Genomic DNA, 17,841 nt, shown 5'->3' with positions numbered 1-17,841 from the left:
GCCGGTTGGCACGGGATTCGCGCAGGCAAGGCTGCGGCGCTGTGGAAGGCGAGGCTATGGCAGATCGGTTGGGCGGACAACGGTTTGAATTTCCGTGAACGCAACCGCGCCTAGAGGGGGTTCACGCGGCCTTGCGTCGCGTCCTGGCCGATACGACCGGTGACGCCGAGATTGGCCTCAATTGGTGGTGGTAGGTGTCGACAACGTCATGGGCGGCGCATAGCCACCCACCAGGGCGCGATGCCACCACGCCCGGTCGCGGCGCAGCTCGGCCGGGGTGGTGAAGCGGTACTGGTACAGCTGGGCGCGCACAAACCGCGGTGGCGCATCCGGGAACGGGTTGTGGCGCAACAGACGCAGGGTCGGCCGGTCGTTGCGCAGCAGCCGCTGCAGGAACGGCCGCAGCCAGGGCTGCGCGTAGCCCGGCGAGATCGCGGCGAACCACATCAGCCAGTCCAGGCGCAGATGATAGGGGGCCCACTGTCGCGGCAGCCGGCGCGGCCCACCCGGCTTGCCTTTGAATTCATATTCCCGCCAGACGGTCTGGTCGCTGAGCTGGTCATCGTCGGTGCCCTCGATCACCACCTCCCGACGGATCCGCCCGATGCTGCCGAAGGCCCCGTAGGTGTTCACCAAGTGAAATGAGTTGAACGACATGTTCATTCGCTGGCGCGACGACAACATGTTCCGTATCGGCCAGTAGCTCATGAACAGCACCGCCGCCGACACCGCGGCAACCAGGACCGCAAACCACGCGGGCGCCGCCGGGCCGTCGTGCGCCGGGACCAGCCCCCCGGGAAGCAGCGACGCGACCGACGCGTCGTCGATGGCGCTGCACGCCAACAGAATCGTCACCCAGTTCAGCCAGGCGAAGTTGCCCGACGCGACCAGCCACAGCTGCGTGATGACGATGATCGCCGCGGCCACGCTGGCCACCGGCTGCGGCGCGAACAGTCCGAACGGCACGATCAGCTGCGCGAAATGGTTGCCCGCCACCTCGACCCGGTGCAGCGGTTTGGGTAGGTGGTGGAAGAACCAGCTCAGCGGCCCGGGCATGGGCTGCGTCTCATGGTGGTAGTACAGACACGTCAGGTCGCGCCAGCACGGATCGCCGCGCATCTTGATCAGCCCCGCACCGAATTCGACTCGGAACAACAGCAATCGGACCATCCACAACGTCAGCACCGGGGGCGCCACGTCTTCGTTGCCGAGAAAGATCATCAAAAACCCGGTCTCGAGAAGCAACGACTCCCAACCGAACGAGTACCAGGTCTGCCCGACGTTCACGATCGAGAGATAGAGCACCCACAGCACGAGCCACATCGCCATCGCGGCCCACAGCGGCGCCGCGTCGGCCGCGCCGGCGGCGACGGCCGCCGACAGTGCCGCGCCGAACCAGGCGACCGCCGCGAACAGCCGATCGGAGTAGCGCAGATGAAAGATGCTCGGCGTGCGCCAAAACGACTGCGCCGCCACAAACCGCGGAATGGGCAGCATCCCGTGTTCGCCGATGAGTGCGCGGAATTGCGCGGCCGCCGCGACGAACGCCAGCAGATAGATCGCCGCGGCGCCGCGCTCGAGGACCAGTCTGCCCACCCAGTATTCGGGCGCGGAAAACCAGGTCATGGCGCTCACTCCCCGATCGGCGGCTGTCGCACCGACCGCATATCCAGTCAATCAGCCGATAAACGGGGGTAGCCACTACGCGCCAAAACTATTCGGCACTATTCGTCGCCGGACCGGCGCTCCCGGTCGGGCATGACGATCACCGAGGCGGTCAGCACCGCGAGCGAAACCAGCGCCAGCAGTTGGACGTTCGCCGAATGACCCGCGTAGCCGTCCGCCGAGCGCCAGGGCTGGCGCGACAACGCCGCCCCCGCCACAATCAGCCCGCCGGCGCTGCCCACCAGGGCGAGGCGTTCCCAGCGCCGGGCGCGCAGCGCGTAGCGCAACCCCAGGGCGGCGCCCATCACGACGACGCCGCCGGCGCCGGCGATCAGCGCCCCGGCGGCCAGCGCCGGGACCGCCGCCCATGCCCCGGGCCGCCATGGTTGCGTGGGGGCGCCCGCGTCGCGGGTTCGGGTGCGCCAGAACGCCAGCAGCGCCAGCAGCGGCAACAAGGCCAGTCCCACCACCAGTCCCGCGCGGTAGAGCGGGTTGGAGGCGAACGTCAGCGTGATGGTGCCGGGGTCGCCCGCGGGGACCACCCACCCCTGCTGCCAGCCGTTGACGGCGATCGGCGTCAGCCGGGCCCCGCTGCCGGTGCGCGCCACCCAGCCGGGGTTGATGCTTTCCGGGATGACCATCACCCGGGGGGTGGCCGACGGGGGAGCCTGGACCTCGCGCCGGGCCGGTCCCCATGCCCGCCAGGACGAAAGACGTTCGGCCCGCGCGCTTTCGGGGGCCCGCGAGGTCGACAGTTGGGCCCCGTCGACGACGAACTGCGCCCCCGGGCTGATCAGCAGCTCCTGGTCGCCGGCGGGCAGCGCGATCGGATCGCGGTCGCACGGCACCGCAGCCAGGGGCTGATCGTCAAGTATCGCCCCGACGGTGGTGTGGATCGCGGTGTGCACGAACCGGCCCGCGACCGCGATGACCGGGCCGCGATCGCACCCGAGGAAGATCTCCCGGCCGCGGTTGCGGGCGGCGTCGGCGGGCGCGATCGCGTTGCCGTCGGCGCCGAGCGCGGCCACCTCGGCCAGCCCGGGCGGCTTGAGCTGGTCGAAGCCCAACGCGTTGCGGTCGATGACGTCGTCCCAGTCCAGCAGGCTGAGCGTCACCGTGTCGGTCACCCGGGGCTTCAGCGCGAGCGTCTGCGCCCCGCCTGAATCGGCCTTGACCGCCGCCACTTGCGGGCCGTCACCGAGGTTGACGGCCACCATCGTCGGACGCACGGGCAGCGCCGCCCGGCTGGGCACCAGCCGCAACCCGGTGACCTCGGTGGGTCGAGGCAGCCTCAGCGTCAGCGTCGGCGGGGTCTTGTGCTGCACCACCCGCTGCGGCGCCGTCCAGGCGGTGGCCGGGTCGCCGTCGGTGCCCGCGTAGGCCGAGCCCAGCACATCGACCGCATCCGAATCACCCTGGGCAACAGTCGCATCGGGCTCGGCGATCAGGGCGGCCAGCTTCGGGCCCTGCCGGGGCCGCACCCACACCGTCGGGGTCACCGACACCGGCGCCGGCACGGTCAACGTCCGGCTGAAGTTGACCGGCTCCTCCGGGGTGAGCGCCATCGACGGCGCGCAGCGCACGGTGTCGGGCGCCGGGGCGCAGCCGGGCCTGCCGAGCAGTTCCGAGCCCAGGTCCCACCCTGCGATCGGGGCGCCGGGGGGCGGCCCGGGCACCCGCACGGTGTGCCGCAGGTCGACCTGGTGGGCGAACCCGGACGCGTCGTACTGGGTGATCGTCAGGTCGGTGATGCCGAATTGCACGCCGGCGGACCCGTCATCGGTGCCCGCGGCGGTGATCCGGACCCACGGCGTTTCACCGTAGGGGAGCGCCGCGGCGAGCGGCTTGCCCGGCTCGTCGAACCGCAGCGTGGTGCTGCCGGTGGCGGTTTCGATCAGGATGCGGCGGACCTGGGCGCCGACGGCGGTTGCACTGGGGGTCAACGTGATTGCCGCATTCGTCACGGGGTGGTCGAAATCGATCCGCATCCACTGGCCGACGGCGGCCTGCAGCGAGTTGGACACCCAGGCGGTCGCGGAGTCCCCGTCGATCGCGGCGGCCGGGGAGGTCGCCGGGGCGACGTCGGGCATGGCGGTGGAATCCGACGACGAGCTCGACACGGTGATCCGCCCGCCGGTCCACGCGCCGGCCACCGGCTCCGCGCCCGGGACGGGATAGTCCGGCACCCGGTTGTAGGTGTGCCGCGCGTCGCCGGGGGCCCGGATCGCCGACGAATGTTGGTCCACCCGACCGTAATCCGTCTCCCGGGTCACCGGGGTGTCGGTGACGGTCACGCCGCCTCCCGGCGGCAGCGGCAGCCCGGCGGCGCCCGCGTCGGCGGTCAGCAGCGCCGGGCCGAGCGGCGGCTGGCCCAGCAGCCGCCGCCGTTCGTCCAGGCGCAGCAACGCTTCCGGGCCGCCGTCGACGCGGGCCAGCCGGTCGGCGTCGACGAGGTAGGGCGCGGCGGGGTCACTGACGTCACCGCGGCCGGTGACCCGGTAGATCTCGACCGCCGGGTAGCGCGGCCGCAACCCGCTGTCGGCGACGAAGCCGGCCAGCGTTCCGGGGCCCACCGGGGCGCCGAACTGCGCCACCTTCCGCAGCCCCGGCGAGCCGTCCACGGCGCGGTGCACCAGGATCGGGCGCGCCGAGCGCGACGTGTCGGGATCCAGGTCGTTGCGCACCGCAAGGTAGGAAATACCTTGGCGCGCAAGGGTATCGGCCAATCCCGCCGAGGGCCGGCCGGCGGCGAACAGGCGCTGCACCGAATCCAGCGCCCGGATGGTCTGCGGCGGGGTCAGCGGGATCGAATCGCGCACCCCCCACGGGCTGCTGCCCAGCACCTGCAGCGGCTCGTCGTGGCTGGTGCCCCACACCTGCGTGGCGAACGGCGCCCCCGGCACGACGAGCACCCGCCCGGGTGTGGGGGCGCCCGTGTTGTGCTCGGTGAGCCAGTCGGCGGCCTCATGCCAATACGGCGGGATGGCGGTGAACGTCCCCGGCGGCGCCAGCCGACCGGTCCACGCCAGCGAGGTGCTGACCATCAGCGCCGTCAGGACCACCATCGCGGCCGCCACCCGCCTGTCGCGCTCCGGGTGGGCGAACGCGCGCAGCCACACCGGCGTCGGGGCGGCGCCCGGCAGCGGTATCCGGCCGAGCAGGTGGGCGATGCCCAGCGCCACCGGGATGCCGATCACCGACCCCAGCTTGTGCACGTTGCGCAACGGGGCGCCGCCGGCGTCCAGGAAGGCCTGCACCGCGTGCGCCACCGGAGAGCCCAGCCCGCCGCTGTAGCCGACGGCCATCAAGACCGCCCCGACCAACAGCATCGTGACCAGGCGGCCACGCGCCGGCATGGCGGCCGAGGCCAGCCCCGCCAGCCCGGCCGCGGCGACCAGGCAGGTGCCCAGGATGGCCGCCGATCCGGTCACCAGCGGGGCGCCCGCGGTGGCGTTGGGCGCCACGTACGGGGTCCAGCTGTCGGTCCCGCGCAACATCTCGGTCAGTGACGACCATTGCGTTGTCACACCGGAGGATTCGATGAAGTCCAGGAACGGCGGGCTGATGGCGCGCAGCATCACCAGCGCCACCACCCACCACAGCGTGGCCAGCAGCAGCGCCAGCAGCCACCACCCGGTGTAACGCCACCACCGCCGGTTCGGTCGGTGGCATGCCCACCAGATCACCGCGGGCAGGCAGCCGGCCAGTGTCGCGATGGCGTTGACCGCGCCCATCAGCGCGACGGCCAGGCCCGCCCGGGCGGCCAGCGCTCGCACGGACCGATCCGTCGACGCCCGCAACGCGAGGATCGTGGGCAGCAACACCCAGGGCGCCAGCATCATCGGCAAGGTTTCCGACGAGATCGATCCGAGGGTGGTCAGCACCCGCGGCGACAGCGCGAACGCGGCCGCGGCGATCACCCGCGACGCCGGGCTGCCGATCCGCAGCGCCTCGGCGACGCGCATCAGCCCCCAGAAGCCCGCCGTGAGCAGCAGCGCCCACCACAGCCGCTGCGTGATCCAGCCGGGCACGCCCAGCGCGTGACCGATCAGGAAAAAGGTGCCGTGCGGAAACAGGTAGCCGTAGGCCTGATTCTGCGCCTGCCCGAACGGCAGCTCGCTGTTCCACAGGTTGGTCGCGCGCGCCAAAAAACGCAGCGGGTTGGCGGTCAGGTCGAGCTTCGTGTCGGGGGAGATCCGCCCCGGCGACTGGGCGAACGTCAACGCCAGCGCGATCGCGCCGACCAACCACAACCAGCGGCGCGACACAGCCGACGAAGTGAGGGTCGTCTCCGCGGGCTCCGGCCGCGCTGCCCCTACCTCGCCGCTAGCTACGGTTGCCGTACTCGACCCGGTTGAGCACTGACGACTGCGGATCGCCCCCGGGAAGTGGCGGCTTCGTGTCTTGCTGGACCATCAACGTGATCCCGAAGATCGCGGCCGCGCCGAGCAACAGGCCAACCACAACGCTCGCTGCGGCGGGCGCAACGATCCGGTTCATCGACGGCTCCTGGGTAATTGCGGGGCTTGCGGTCGTGACTTCAACCTAGCGCCAACCTAGCAGAAGAGCGTTCGACCGAGCGCTCGTCACCAGTGCAGACAGTGTCCGTGGAAACAGCGGTCGCCGTATTGCACCTGATAGGGCAACGCCGGGCGCGCCGGCGCCTGCACGGGGACGGCGGTGTCGTCGGCCACCGCGAGCGTGATGCCGACCGTCGTCGCGATCCCGACGGCCAACCCCGCCGCGATGCTGGCCGCGGCCGCCACCGTGAAACCGCTCATCGCCTGCTGACCTCCCCTGATGGGCAACCTACCGCTTGTGCCCCCTGGGGCCGGGGACGAAACGCCCCCCTGTGAAAGCATGGCCCGATGGCATTTTCGCGCACCTTCGCCGTGCTTGCGGCCGCGTCGGCGCTGGTGGCCGGCTGCGGCCACCACCCCGCGCCACCCGCCCACTCGTCGACGTCGAGTAAGCCGGCGGCCGCGCCCGCGCCCCCGGTGTGCGCCGACCCGGCGGCGGTGCCGGCCGCGCTGGGCATCCGCGACAAGCTGGCCCAACTCCTGATGGTGGGCGTGAAGAACGCCGATGACGCCCGGGCCGTCGTCAACGGCTACCACGTCGGCGGGATCTTCATCGGCAGCTGGACCGACCTGACGATCTTCCAGGGGCCGTTGGCGGACATCAGCGCCCAGGCGGGACCGCTGCCGCTGGCGGTCAGCGTCGACGAAGAGGGTGGCCGGGTGTCGCGGCTGAAGACCCTGATCGGCACGTCGCCGCCGGCCCGGGAGCTGGCGCAGACACAAACCGTCCAGCAGGTCCACGATTTGGCCGCCGACCGCGGCCACAAGATGCGCGACCTGGGCATCACCGTCGACTTCGCTCCCGTGGTCGACGTCAGCGACGAGGACGACGACGCCGTCATCGGCAACCGTTCCTTCGGCGCGGACCCGCAGACGGTGACCGACTACGCCGGGGCGTACGCGCAGGGCCTCCGCGACGCCGGGCTGCTGCCGGTGCTCAAGCATTTCCCCGGGCACGGGCACGGCTCGGGTGATTCGCACACCGGCGGGGTAGTCACGCCGCCGCTCGCCGACCTGCAGACCAGTGACCTGGTGCCCTACCGGTCGCTGGTGGCCGCGGCGCCGGTCGCGGTGATGGTGGGCCACCTGCAGGTCCCGGGCCTCACCGGCGATGTCCCCGCCAGCCTGAGCCCCGAGGCGGTGCAATTGTTGCGCAACGGCGTCGGCTACAAGGGTCCGCCGTTCACCGGCCCGGTGTTCAGCGACGACCTGTCCAGCATGGCCGCCATCTCCGACCGGTACGGGGTGTCGGAGGCGGTGCTGCGCAGCCTGTTGGCCGGCGTCGACGTCGCGCTGTGGGTCACCACCGACGAGGTGCCCGCGGTGCTGGACCGCTTGCAAAAGGCCGTCGCCTCAGGCGAACTGCCGACACGACGGGTGGATGAGGCGCTGGTGCGGGTGGCGAAGATGAAGGGCCCCGGCCCGACCTGCGGGCACTAGCGGCGATCGCGAGCGCGGCGTGAGCCGGCCGCCGCAACCTTGAGTGTGAACTGACGGCTTTGAGTGTGCAGTGGCGGCGCGCCCGATCGGCGTGTCGCCGCCGCAGATTCACACCGAAAGCCAACGATTCACACTCGACGGGCCAAGGCGAGGCGAAGACGGGGCAAGGCGCGGCGAAGACGGGCCGAGGCGCGGCGGCGAAGAGGGGCGCGGCGGGGCCGGCGAAGCGGGTCGCCGCATAGTCCACCCCGGGCGAAGCGGGTCGCCGCCGTGGGCACTAGTGCTGTGCGGTCCGGCCGCATTGCTTACTCTTGAGTCAGATAGACGGGCTAGAGAGGCGAGCGATGGCGGGTGGTACCAAGCGATTACCGCGCGCCGTGCGCGAGCAGCAGATGCTCGACGCCGCCGTGCAGATGTTCTCGGTCAACGGCTACCACGAGACCTCGATGGACGCCATCGCCGCCGAGGCGCAGATCTCCAAGCCCATGCTGTACCTGTATTACGGCTCCAAGGAGGACCTGTTCGGTGCCTGCCTGAACCGGGAAATGACCCGGTTCATCGACGTGTTGCGCGCCGACATCGACTTTCGCCAGAGCCCGAATGACATGCTGCGCAACACGATCGCGTCGTTCATGCGCTACATCGACGCGAACCGGGCGTCGTGGATCGTGATGTACACCCAGGCCACCAGCTCGCAGGCGTTCGCCCACATGGTGCGCGAGGGACGCGAGCAGATCATCGACCTGGTCGCCGGGCTGATGCGGGCCGGCAGCCGCGCGCCGCGGCCGGACATCGAGCACGAGATGATGGCCGTGGCGCTGGTGGGCGCCGGCGAGGCGGTGGCCAATCGGTTGTCCACCGGCGATATCGATGTCGACGAGGCGGCCCAGCTGATGATCGACCTGTTCTGGTACGGCCTCAAAGGCTCACCGGAGGAGCGGGAAGCGGCCCGGTCCCAGTCGGACGGCTCGGACGCCGCCGGCGACTAGACCCCTCCTTCGTCAGGTGGCCCCGATGCCCGTCGCCCGCACGGACCGCGGCAACCTCGACTTCTTTTGCGCGGTCGTCATCGTCGGGTTGCTGGCCGGCGTCGCCGGGTTGGCGACGACGCTCGTGCTGCGGGCGGTCCAGCACGCGACCTACCACTACAGCTTCGGCACCCTGCTGGCCGGGGTCGCCGCCAGCAGCCCGATACGCCGCGTGGTCGGCCCGATGATCGGCGCCGCGTTGGCCGCGCTCGGGTGGTGGCTGCTGCGGCGCCGCACGGACGTGCCGCCGCTGGCGGAAACCATCGCCCGCCGAGAACGCGTGCCGCGGCTCTCGTGGAGCATCGACGCCATGCTGCAGGTGGTGCTCGTCGGGTCGGGAGCATCGCTCGGCAGGGAAGGGGCGCCACGCCAATTCGCCGCGGTTCTAAGCGATTTGGGAACCGGATGGCTCAAGCGGCTCTCCGGGCGCGACCGTGAGATCCTGCTGGCCTGCGCGGCCGGGGCGGGGCTGGGCGCGGTGTATGCGGTCCCGCTGGCCGGGGCGCTCTTCTCGACCCGGATCTTGCTGGGCACCTGGCACCCGCGCGCGGTGGGCGCGGCGTTCCTGTCCTCCGGCCTGGCGGTCGCCATCGGCTCGGCCATCACGCGCGATCAACCCAACCTGCAGTGGCCGATCGAGGAATCGACCTATCTGTTGACAGCGCACGGATTGCTGTTGGCGCCGGTGGCTTTCGCGGCGGGCTGGGCCTTCAACCGGTTGATGGCCGCGGCGCGGCCGCCGCGCCCGGTGCGAAGCTGGGTGCTGATCCCGGCGCTGGCCGGGGCGGGCCTGGTAATGGGCGTCTGCTCGCATTGGTGGCCCGAGTTACCCGGCAACGGCCGCAGCATCCTGACGGTCAGCCTGGCCAGCGGCATGACCCTGGTGTCCGCGCTGGCGATCCTGGCGTTGAAACCCCTTCTGACAGCGTTGTTCCTGCGCGCCGGGGGTACGGGCGGGCTGCTGACGCCGTCGCTGGCCACCGGCGCGGCGGCGGGGGCGGCGCTGGTGCTGGCGATCAACTGGGCGAGCGGGACGCACCTGCACGTGCCGGCGGTGTCGCTGGCCGGCGCCGCCGGTGTGCTCGCGGTGACCCAGGGCTCGCCGATCTGGGCGGCGATTTTCGTGTGGGAACTCGCCCGCCCGCCGCTGTGGTTGTTTGCGCTGTTCCTGCTGACCGCGACCGCCGCCCACGCGCTGAAAGTGCTTGCCTGCGGGCGCGGTTCGACGCACGCCGGCTAGCCGGTCGCCACCGGTAGAAGCTAAAGCGGCCGGACTGTGCCGGTCAGGTGCGGGTATCCCTTGGCGATGTTGCGCAGCGAAAGGTCCCAGCCGTCGTCGTTTTCGTCGATGTAGAGACCGGCCGTCGCGGGCAGCACCAGCGGCTTGCCGAAGCGCACCGAGTACCGAGCCGCGTCCGGGATGGCCGCCTCGATGTTGGCCAATACGGCCGCGGCGCTGAACATTCCGTGCGCGATCACGGTGGGGAATCCGAACAGCTTGGCCGCGATCGGGTTGGTGTGTATCGGGTTGTGATCGCCCCCGACGACGGCGTAGCGCCGGATCAGGCCCGGGCTGATGCGCAGCACGGTGGGCGGTGGCGGCAGCTTGGGCTGTTTCTGCGGGGGCGGTTTGGGTTCGTCGGACAGGCTGGTGCGTTGCTGGTGCAGGAAGGTCGTGACCTGGTGCCACGCGGTGTCGTTGCCGACGCTGACATCGGTCACCAGGTCGACCAGCAGACCTTTGCGGTGTTCGCGCAGGTTCTCGGCGTGCACGTGCACGCCGACGGTGTCGGTGACCGCGATGGGGCGGTATTGGGTGATGTGGTTTTCGGTGTGCACCGAACCCATTGCGGCGAAAGGAAAGTCGAACCCGGTCACCAGCGACATCAGCGCCGGAAAGGTCAGCGCGAACGGGTAGGTCAGCGGCACGCAGTTGCCGTAGCGCAGGCCGGTCACCGCCGCGTACTCGGCGACGTTCGTGCGGTCGATGGGCAGTTCCTCGATGGTGACCGTGCGGGTGGGCAGTCCGCCGCCGCGGGACACCACCGGCAGGGCTCCCGCGGCCGCGCGCAGCAGATTCTTCAGGCCGCTTGGCTGGTTCATCAAGTTCTCCTATGCGCCCAGCATGGCCTGGCCGCATACGCGAATGACGTTGCCGGTCACCGCGTTCGAGGCCGGGCTGGCGAAGTAGGCGATGGCCTCCGCGACATCCACCGGCTGGCCGCCCTGCAGCAGTGAGTTCATCCGGCGGCCGACCTCGCGGGTGGCCAGCGGGATGGCGGCCGTCATCTGGGTCTCGATGAATCCCGGTGCGACGGCGTTGATGGTGATGCCCTTGTCGTAGAGCTCCGGGGCCAGCGCCTGGGTCAGGCCGATCATCCCCGCCTTGGTGGTGGCGTAATTGGTCTGGCCGCGGTTGCCCGCGATGCCGGCCATCGACGACAGGCCGATCACCCGGCCGCCCTCGCCGATGCTGCCGTTGCCGACCAGCCCCTCGGTAAGGCGCAGCGGGGCAAGCAGATTGACGGCCAAGACGGCGTCCCAGCGCGCATCGTCCATGTTGGCCAGCAGCTTGTCGCGGGTGATCCCGGCGTTGTTGACCAGGACGTCGGCGTGGCCGCCGTGATGCTCGCGCAGGTGCTCGGTGATCTTGTCGACGGCGTCGGGGGCGGTGACGTCGAGCCACAGCGCGGTGCCCCCCACCCGGCTGGCCGTCTCGGCCAGCGCCTCGGCGGCCGATTCGACGTCGATCGCGACGACGCGCGCACCGTCGCGGGCGAACACCTCGGCGATCGTCGCGCCGATGCCGCGGGCCGCGCCTGTCACGATGGCGACCTTGCCGTCCAGCGGCCGTTCCCAATCACCCGGCGGTGTGGAGTCCGCCTCCCCGACGTAGAACACCTGGCCGTCCACGTACGCCGACTTGGCCGACAGGATGAACCGCATGGTCGATTCCAGGCCCGTCGCAGCGGGTTTGGCGTCCGGCGACAGGTACACCAGCGCGACCGTGCTGCCGTTGCGCAGCTCCTTGCCCAGCGAGCGGGTGAAGCCCTCCAACGCGCGCTGGGCGATCCGCTCGTGCGGGTTGGCGGCGCCGTCGGGCGTGGTGCCGACCACCGCCACGCGGGCCGAGTGGCCCAGGTTGCGCAGCAGCGGGGTGAAGAACTCGTACAACCCCTTGAGCCCTTCGGGCGTGGTGATGCCGGTGGCGTCGAAGACCAGCCCGCCGAACTTGTCGGCCCAGCGCCCGCCCAGGTTGTTGCCGACCAGGTCGTAGTCGGCGTCCAGCGCCGCGCGCAGCGGCTCGACGACTCTGCCCTGCCCGCCGATCAGCAGCGCCCCGGCCAGCGGCGGATCACCGGCGCGATAGCGGCGCAGCGTCTCGGGTTGGGGAACACCGAGCTGCTTGGCGAGAAACGAACCAGGACCGGAGTTGACGATCTGAGAGAACAGATCGGACGAGACCTTGGGAGCCACCGGAGCTACCTTCCATGTTCTTGCGAAGTCGGGGTATGCCTACAGCACAACCGTATCGAGGACGAACTTACTGCAGAGTAAGAACAGTGGGTAGTATGGCCCCAGACGGGCGAATCCCAAACCGATAGACCGCACGAGCACGGAGAAAACAGTGGCCCCTGCAAGTTCTGAGGCAAGTACACCGGCTGCTCAGCGCAGCTCCGAGCGGCGGCGCGTCGCCATCCTGGGCGGCAACCGCATCCCGTTCGCCCGGTCCGACGGCGCCTACGCCGAGGCCTCCAACCAGGACATGTTCACCGCCGCGCTGGGCGGGCTGGTGGATCGCTTCGGGCTGGCCGGCGAGCGGCTCGGCGTGGTGGTCGGCGGCGCCGTGCTCAAGCACAGCCGGGACTTCAACCTCACGCGCGAATGCGTGCTCGGTTCGCAGCTGGCGTCGTACACGCCGGCGTTCGACCTGCAGCAGGCGTGCGGCACCGGCCTGCAGGCGGCCATCGCCGCCGCCGACGGCATCGCGGCCGGCCGCTACGAGGTGGCCGCCGCCGGCGGGGTGGACACCACCTCCGACGCGCCGATCGGCCTCGGCGACAACCTGCGCCGCACCCTGCTGAAGTTGCGCCGCGCCAAGTCCAACGTGCAGCGGCTGAAGCTGGTGGGCACTCTGCCCGCGACCCTGGGCGTGGAGATCCCGGTCAACAGCGAACCGCGCACCGGGCTGTCCATGGGGGAGCACCAGGCGATCACCGCCAAGCAGATGGGCATCTCGCGCGTCGCCCAGGACGAGCTGGCCGCCGCCAGCCACCGCAACATGGCCGCCGCCTACGACCGCGGCTTCTTCGACGACCTCGTCACGCCGTTTTTGGGGCTGTACCGCGACGACAACCTGCGAGCGGACTCGTCGGCCGAGAAGCTGGCCAAGCTGCGGCCGGTGTTCGGCGTCAAGGCCGGCGACGCGACGATGACGGCCGGCAACTCGACCCCGCTGACCGACGGCGCCTCGGTCGCCCTGCTGGGCACCGACGAGTGGGCGGAGGCCCACTCGCTCACACCGCTGGCGTACCTGGTGGACTCCGAAACGGCGGCGGTCGACTACGTCAATGGGCGGGACGGCCTGCTCATGGCGCCCACGTACGCGGTGCCGCGGCTGCTCGCCCGCAATGGCCTGAGCCTGCAGGACTTCGATTTCTACGAGATCCACGAGGCGTTCGCGTCGGTTGTGCTGTGTCATCTGCAGGCGTGGGAATCCGAGGAGTACTGCAAGGGGCGGCTGGGGCTGGACGCCGCGCTGGGCTCGATCGACCGGTCCAAGCTCAACGTCAACGGCTCCTCGCTGGCCGCCGGCCACCCGTTTGCCGCCACCGGCGGGCGGATCCTGGCTCAGGCCGCCAAGCAGCTCGCGCAGCGAAAGGCCGAGCAGAAGGGCGCGGGCAAGCCGGTGCGCGCCCTGGTCTCGATCTGCGCGGCGGGCGGCCAGGGAGTGGCCGCGATCCTGGAGGCCTGACCGTCGGGCCCATGAGATGGGTCACATCGGGTTAGCGATCGAAGGCGGCGGGTATCCGTGACCCCGGATGGCCCCGTGTTGTGGTCTGACCCCCCGACCCCGACGGCAATACGGGGCATCCCCCGGAACGACCGCCTGTCGGTCTTGGCCGATGGGCGTCCGAAAAGGGCCGCCGCTGGAGTGAGGGGATCCAGCGGCGGCCTTTTTGGTGTTCTGACGGTCAGACCGACGCAAAATCCCCCGCCTCGCACGCGAGGCGGGGGATTTGTGCGTCCCTACGAAGCGGCCTAGAAGGCGGCCTCGTCGAGCTCCATGATGTCGTTGTCCAGCGTCTCGATGACCTCGCGGGTGCTGGTCAGCATCGGCAGGAAGTTCTTCGCGAAGAACGACGCCACCGCGACCTTGCCCTCGTAGAAGGCCTTGTCGTCACCGCTGGCGCCGGCGTCGAGCGCCGCCACGGCCACCGCGGCCTGACGCTGCAACAGCCAGCCGATGACCAGGTCACCGACGCTCATCAGGAAGCGCACCGAACCCAGACCCACCTTGTAGAGGCTGGTCACGTCCTCCTGCGCCGCCATCAGGTAACCGGTCAGCGAGGTCGCCATGGCCTGAACGTCGGTCAGGGCCTTGGCCAGGTACTCCCGTTCCGTCTTCAACCGCCCGTTGCCGGACTCGCTGTCGACGAACTTCTGGATCTGCTCGGACACGTGGGCCAGCGCCACACCCTTGTCGCGGACGATCTTGCGGAAGAAGAAGTCCTGCGCCTGGATGGCGGTGGTGCCCTCGTAGAGCGAGTCGATCTTGGCGTCCCGGATGTACTGCTCGATCGGGTAGTCCTGCAGGAAGCCGGACCCACCGAACGTCTGCAGGCTCTCGGTCAGCTTGGCGTAGGCCTGCTCCGAGCCGACACCCTTGACCACCGGCAGCATCAGGTCGTTGACCTTCACGGCCAGCTCGGCGTCCACACCGTGCAGGGCCTCGGCCACCGAGGCGTCCTGGTAGGTCGACGTGAACAGGTACAGCGCCCGCAGACCCTCGGCGTAGGCCTTCTGGGTCATCAGCGACCGGCGCACGTCGGGGTGGTGCGTGATGGTCACCCGCGGTGCCGTCTTGTCGGTCATCTGGGTCATGTCCGCGCCCTGGACCCGGGACTTCGCGTACTCCAACGCGTTCAGGTAACCCGTCGACAGGGTCGCGATGGCCTTGGTGCCGACCATCATGCGGGCCTGCTCGATCACGTCGAACATCTGCGCGATGCCGTTGTGCACCTCGCCGACCAGCCAGCCCTTGGCGGGAACGTCGTGCTGGCCGAAGCTCAGCTCACAGGTCGCCGACACCTTCAGGCCCATCTTGTGCTCGACGTTGGTGACGAACACGCCGTTACGCTCGCCCAGCTCACCGGTCTCGAAGTCGAACAGGAACTTGGGCACGAAGAACAGCGACAGGCCCTTGGTGCCGGGTCCGGCGCCCTCGGGGCGCGCCAGCACCAGGTGGAAGATGTTTTCGAACAGGTCGCCGGAGTCGGCCGAGGTGATGAATCGCTTCACACCGTCGATGTGCCAGGACCCGTCGTCCTGCTTGACAGCCTTGGTCCGCCCGGCGCCGACGTCGGAGCCGGCGTCCGGCTCGGTGAGCACCATGGTCGAACCCCAGCCGCGCTCGGCGGCCAGGACGGCCCACTTCTTCTGCTCCTCGGTGCCGAGGTGGTACAGGATGTTCGCGAAACCCGCGCCGCCGGCGTACATCCACACGGCGGGGTTGGCGCCCAGGATGTGCTCGTGCAGCGCCCACAGCAGCGACTTGGGCATTGCCACGCCGCCGAGGGCCTCGTCGATGCCGACCTTGTCCCACCCGGCCTCGATGACGGCGTGTACGGACTTCTTGAAGGATTCCGGCAGCGTCACCGAGTGCGTCTTCGGGTCGAAGACCGGCGGGTTGCGGTCGCCCTCGACGAACGAGTCGGCGATCGGCCCCTCGGCCAGCCGGCTCATCTCGTTGAGCATTTCGTTGGCGGTGTCTACGTCCAGGTCGCTGTATTCGCCCTGGCCCAAGGCCTTGTCAACGCCCAATACCTCGAACAGGTTGAACGCCTGGTCGCGGACGTTGCTCTTGTAGTGGCTCACTACGGTCCTCCTCGTTGAGAATGCCACTTGTGGTTGGGTACTAGGTCTAAGTTACCCACCAGTAACAACACCTAAAATATCGTTAGCGTCAGTGGGATGCAAGCGGATGTGAGCTAGATTTCATTGCCTAATTAACCAACCGGTTGGGAAGGGTGCGCCGATGCCGTCGAAAACCCGCGCTACCTGCGGAGACGGGCGCGGGACGGGCGATGTGCCGGGCGTCACTGCGGTGCCGGTCGTCGACCTGCGGGCCGATCCGGCGCGGTTGCGGGACGGTCTGCGCGAGGCCGCCCACCGGGTCGGATTCTTCTATCTGACCGGCCATGGGGTCGCCCCGGAATTGGTGACGCGGATGCTCGAGGCCGCGCGCCGGCTCTTCGCGCTGCCGCAGCACGACAAGGACTCGGTCGCCATGGTGCGCAGCCCGCATTTCCGCGGCTACACCCGCCTGGGCGGCGAGGTGACCCGCGGCGAGGTGGATTGGCGCGAGCAGATCGACATCGGGCCGCAACGTCCGCCGATCGGCGGGCTGGGCAAGTCCGACTACCGGTGGCTACAGGGTCCCAACCAGTGGCCGGCCGCGCTGCCCGAGCTGCCCGGACTCGTCGAGGAGTGGGACGCCGCGCTGTCGGCGGTGGCCCGCACCCTGCTGCGGCACTGGGCGGCCTCGCTGGGCAGCCCGGCGGACGTGTTCGACCCCGCCTTCGCCGAAACCCCGGCCACGCTGATCAAGATCATCCGCTACCCGGGGCGCGCGGCCGGCTCCCAGGGCGTGGGCGCGCACCGGGACGCCGGGGTGCTCACGCTGCTGCTGGCGGAGCCGGGCAGCCGGGGCCTGCAGGTGCGGCGGGCGTTCGACGACGCCTGGATCGACGTCCCCCCGCGCGAGGGGGCGTTCATCGTCAACATCGGTGAACTGCTGGAGGCGGCGACGCGCGGCTACCTGCGGGCCACCGAGCACCGGGTCAACCTGCAGGGCCCGGCGACCGACCGGATCTCGGTGCCCTACTTCTTCAATCCGCGCCTCGACGCGCGGATACCCGTGCTCGCGCTGCCTCGCGAACTCGCGGCGGGCACCGGGACTGACTGGGCGGCGTCGCAGGATCCCGCCGACCCCATCTTCTCGGTCTACGGCCGCAACGCCTGGAAGAGCCGGCTGCGCTCGCACCCGGATGTCGCTTCCGCGCATGGGTATTCGGCAGAGCGCTTAGAAAACGAGTAAGGGTGTCCGCGCCGGGACGATGCGCGCCGGGTAGGGTCGGACCCGAAAATACGTCTGGCGCTCTAGGGGCGAAAAAGTCCGGTGAACTCGAACAACAAGCTGACAGCGTCGTCACTTCGTGAGGCCTTCGGTCATTTTCCGTCTGGTGTGGTGGCCATCGCCGCCGAGGTGAACGGAACCCGGGAAGGGCTGGCCGCCAGCACCTTCGTGCCGGTCTCGCTGGACCCGCCGTTGGTGTCGTTCTGCGTGCAGAACACCTCGACGACCTGGCCCAAACTCAAGGACCTGCCCATGCTGGGCATCAGCGTGCTCGGCGAGGCGCACGACGAGGCCGCCCGCACGCTGGCCGCCAAAACCGGCGACAGGTTCGCAGGCCTGGAGACCGTCTCCCGGCCCACCGGGGCGGTGTTCATCAAGGGCACCGGCCTGTGGCTGGAAAGCGCCATCGAGCAACTCGTTCCCGCCGGTGACCACACGATCGTCGTGTTGCGGGTCAGCGAGGTGACCGTGGACGCCGACGTGGCGCCCATCGTGTTCCACCGGAGCAATTTCCGCCGCTTGGGCGCCTGAACCGGGGCCGCCGGCGCGCGCTAGGGCCGGTGGCTGAGTTCTTCCCGGAAGCCCTGGATGCGGCTCTCGAGTTCGGCGGCGTCGTTGTGCCGCCCCTCCTTCTGCGCGAGCTGGGCGCGCACGGACAATTGCCGGATTGCGGTCCGAATGTTGTTGATGCTGGCGGTTTCTCGCCTGGGTTCCATGAGCTGCCTTTCCGGTCGTTGGTACAGCGGCCGTCCATCCGGACGGCCCGACA

At 70.0% G+C, this 17,841-nt stretch carries 14 protein-coding genes; 6 read left to right on the top strand and 8 right to left on the bottom strand.

Annotated features, from left to right (window positions below; all coding sequences use genetic code 11):
• Positions 1–177 precede the first annotated feature (177 nt).
• From W7S_RS24115 to W7S_RS24105, 4 genes are all read right to left on the bottom strand, one after another.
• On the bottom strand, positions 178–1,626 hold the full coding sequence (locus W7S_RS24115) for a lipase maturation factor family protein (RefSeq protein ID WP_008261794.1): 1,449 nt from the start codon (positions 1,624–1,626) through the stop codon (positions 178–180).
• 98 nt (positions 1,627–1,724) lie between these two features.
• A complete protein-coding gene (locus W7S_RS24110; RefSeq protein WP_008261791.1) occupies positions 1,725–5,933 on the bottom strand; it encodes an alpha-(1->3)-arabinofuranosyltransferase family protein in 4,209 nt (1,402 codons plus the stop codon).
• Positions 5,934–5,991: 58 nt separating this feature from the next.
• Positions 5,992–6,165 (bottom strand): DUF2613 domain-containing protein, encoded by a 174-nt coding sequence (locus W7S_RS26590; protein WP_007769006.1) that lies wholly within the window; start codon positions 6,163–6,165, stop codon positions 5,992–5,994.
• Positions 6,166–6,251: 86 nt separating this feature from the next.
• Complete coding sequence (locus W7S_RS24105) at positions 6,252–6,446, bottom strand: DUF2613 family protein (protein ID WP_008261786.1); 195 nt, start codon at positions 6,444–6,446, stop codon at positions 6,252–6,254.
• A gap of 87 nt (positions 6,447–6,533) precedes the next feature.
• Here W7S_RS24105 and W7S_RS24100 point away from each other — a divergent pair, with 87 nt between their 5' ends.
• The 3 genes from W7S_RS24100 to W7S_RS24090 all read left to right on the top strand — a co-directional run bounded on the left by W7S_RS24100 (position 6,534) and on the right by W7S_RS24090 (position 9,953).
• Positions 6,534–7,685 carry a glycoside hydrolase family 3 N-terminal domain-containing protein gene (locus W7S_RS24100; RefSeq protein WP_008261785.1) on the top strand — a complete coding sequence of 384 codons (1,152 nt, stop codon included), beginning with the start codon at positions 6,534–6,536 and terminating at the stop codon, positions 7,683–7,685.
• 344 nt (positions 7,686–8,029) lie between these two features.
• On the top strand, positions 8,030–8,674 hold the full coding sequence (locus tag W7S_RS24095) for a TetR/AcrR family transcriptional regulator (protein ID WP_008261784.1): 645 nt from the start codon (positions 8,030–8,032) through the stop codon (positions 8,672–8,674).
• A gap of 25 nt (positions 8,675–8,699) precedes the next feature.
• Positions 8,700–9,953 (top strand): chloride channel protein, encoded by a 1,254-nt coding sequence (locus tag W7S_RS24090; RefSeq protein WP_008261783.1) that lies wholly within the window; start codon positions 8,700–8,702, stop codon positions 9,951–9,953.
• A gap of 20 nt (positions 9,954–9,973) precedes the next feature.
• On the opposite strand, the gene W7S_RS24085 is transcribed toward W7S_RS24090, so the two are convergent.
• Together W7S_RS24085 and W7S_RS24080 are read right to left on the bottom strand one after the other, a co-directional pair.
• Positions 9,974–10,816 (bottom strand): MaoC/PaaZ C-terminal domain-containing protein, encoded by an 843-nt coding sequence (locus W7S_RS24085; RefSeq protein WP_008261782.1) that lies wholly within the window; start codon positions 10,814–10,816, stop codon positions 9,974–9,976.
• Positions 10,817–10,825: 9 nt separating this feature from the next.
• Positions 10,826–12,190, bottom strand: coding sequence for a 3-oxoacyl-ACP reductase (locus W7S_RS24080; RefSeq protein ID WP_008261780.1), 1,365 nt, complete (start codon positions 12,188–12,190; stop codon positions 10,826–10,828).
• Between the two features lie 151 nt (positions 12,191–12,341).
• Between W7S_RS24080 and W7S_RS24075 the strand changes: the two genes are divergently transcribed.
• Positions 12,342–13,688, top strand: a complete 1,347-nt coding sequence (locus W7S_RS24075) for an acetyl-CoA C-acetyltransferase (RefSeq protein WP_008261765.1) — start codon at positions 12,342–12,344, stop codon at positions 13,686–13,688.
• 287 nt (positions 13,689–13,975) lie between these two features.
• On the opposite strand, the gene W7S_RS24070 is transcribed toward W7S_RS24075, so the two are convergent.
• Complete coding sequence (locus W7S_RS24070; protein ID WP_008261764.1) at positions 13,976–15,811, bottom strand: acyl-CoA dehydrogenase; 1,836 nt, start codon at positions 15,809–15,811, stop codon at positions 13,976–13,978.
• Positions 15,812–15,971: 160 nt separating this feature from the next.
• Between W7S_RS24070 and W7S_RS24065 the strand changes: the two genes are divergently transcribed.
• Together W7S_RS24065 and W7S_RS24060 are read left to right on the top strand one after the other, a co-directional pair.
• Positions 15,972–17,033, top strand: a complete 1,062-nt coding sequence (locus W7S_RS24065; protein WP_170320617.1) for an isopenicillin N synthase family oxygenase — start codon at positions 15,972–15,974, stop codon at positions 17,031–17,033.
• A gap of 81 nt (positions 17,034–17,114) precedes the next feature.
• Positions 17,115–17,603, top strand: coding sequence for a flavin reductase family protein (locus tag W7S_RS24060; protein WP_008261762.1), 489 nt, complete (start codon positions 17,115–17,117; stop codon positions 17,601–17,603).
• Positions 17,604–17,623: 20 nt separating this feature from the next.
• Here the strand turns inward: W7S_RS24060 and W7S_RS27245 are convergent, their stop codons facing one another.
• A complete protein-coding gene (locus tag W7S_RS27245) occupies positions 17,624–17,788 on the bottom strand; it encodes a hypothetical protein (protein ID WP_008261761.1) in 165 nt (54 codons plus the stop codon).
• Positions 17,789–17,841: the final 53 nt, after the last annotated feature.

The sequence above is a fragment of the Mycobacterium sp. MOTT36Y genome (assembly GCF_000262165.1).
Classification (GTDB): Bacteria; Actinomycetota; Actinomycetes; order Mycobacteriales; family Mycobacteriaceae; genus Mycobacterium; species Mycobacterium intracellulare.
This window is presented reverse-complemented; position numbering and strand designations above follow the sequence as displayed.

Excerpts from the sequence above, each read along its gene's own strand:
- W7S_RS24115 (WP_008261794.1), bottom strand. The coding sequence starts at position 1,626 with ATGACCTGGTTTTCCGCGCCCGAATACTGGGTGGGCAGACTGGTCCTC.
- W7S_RS26590 (WP_007769006.1), bottom strand. The coding sequence starts at position 6,165 with ATGAACCGGATCGTTGCGCCCGCCGCAGCGAGCGTTGTGGTTGGCCTG.
- W7S_RS24105 (WP_008261786.1), bottom strand. The coding sequence starts at position 6,446 with ATGAGCGGTTTCACGGTGGCGGCCGCGGCCAGCATCGCGGCGGGGTTG.
- W7S_RS24100 (WP_008261785.1), top strand. The coding sequence starts at position 6,534 with ATGGCATTTTCGCGCACCTTCGCCGTGCTTGCGGCCGCGTCGGCGCTG.
- W7S_RS24095 (WP_008261784.1), top strand. The coding sequence starts at position 8,030 with ATGGCGGGTGGTACCAAGCGATTACCGCGCGCCGTGCGCGAGCAGCAG.
- W7S_RS24090 (WP_008261783.1), top strand. The coding sequence starts at position 8,700 with ATGCCCGTCGCCCGCACGGACCGCGGCAACCTCGACTTCTTTTGCGCG.
- W7S_RS24085 (WP_008261782.1), bottom strand. The coding sequence starts at position 10,816 with ATGAACCAGCCAAGCGGCCTGAAGAATCTGCTGCGCGCGGCCGCGGGA.
- W7S_RS24065 (WP_170320617.1), top strand. The coding sequence starts at position 15,972 with ATGCCGTCGAAAACCCGCGCTACCTGCGGAGACGGGCGCGGGACGGGC.
- W7S_RS27245 (WP_008261761.1), bottom strand. The coding sequence starts at position 17,788 with ATGGAACCCAGGCGAGAAACCGCCAGCATCAACAACATTCGGACCGCA.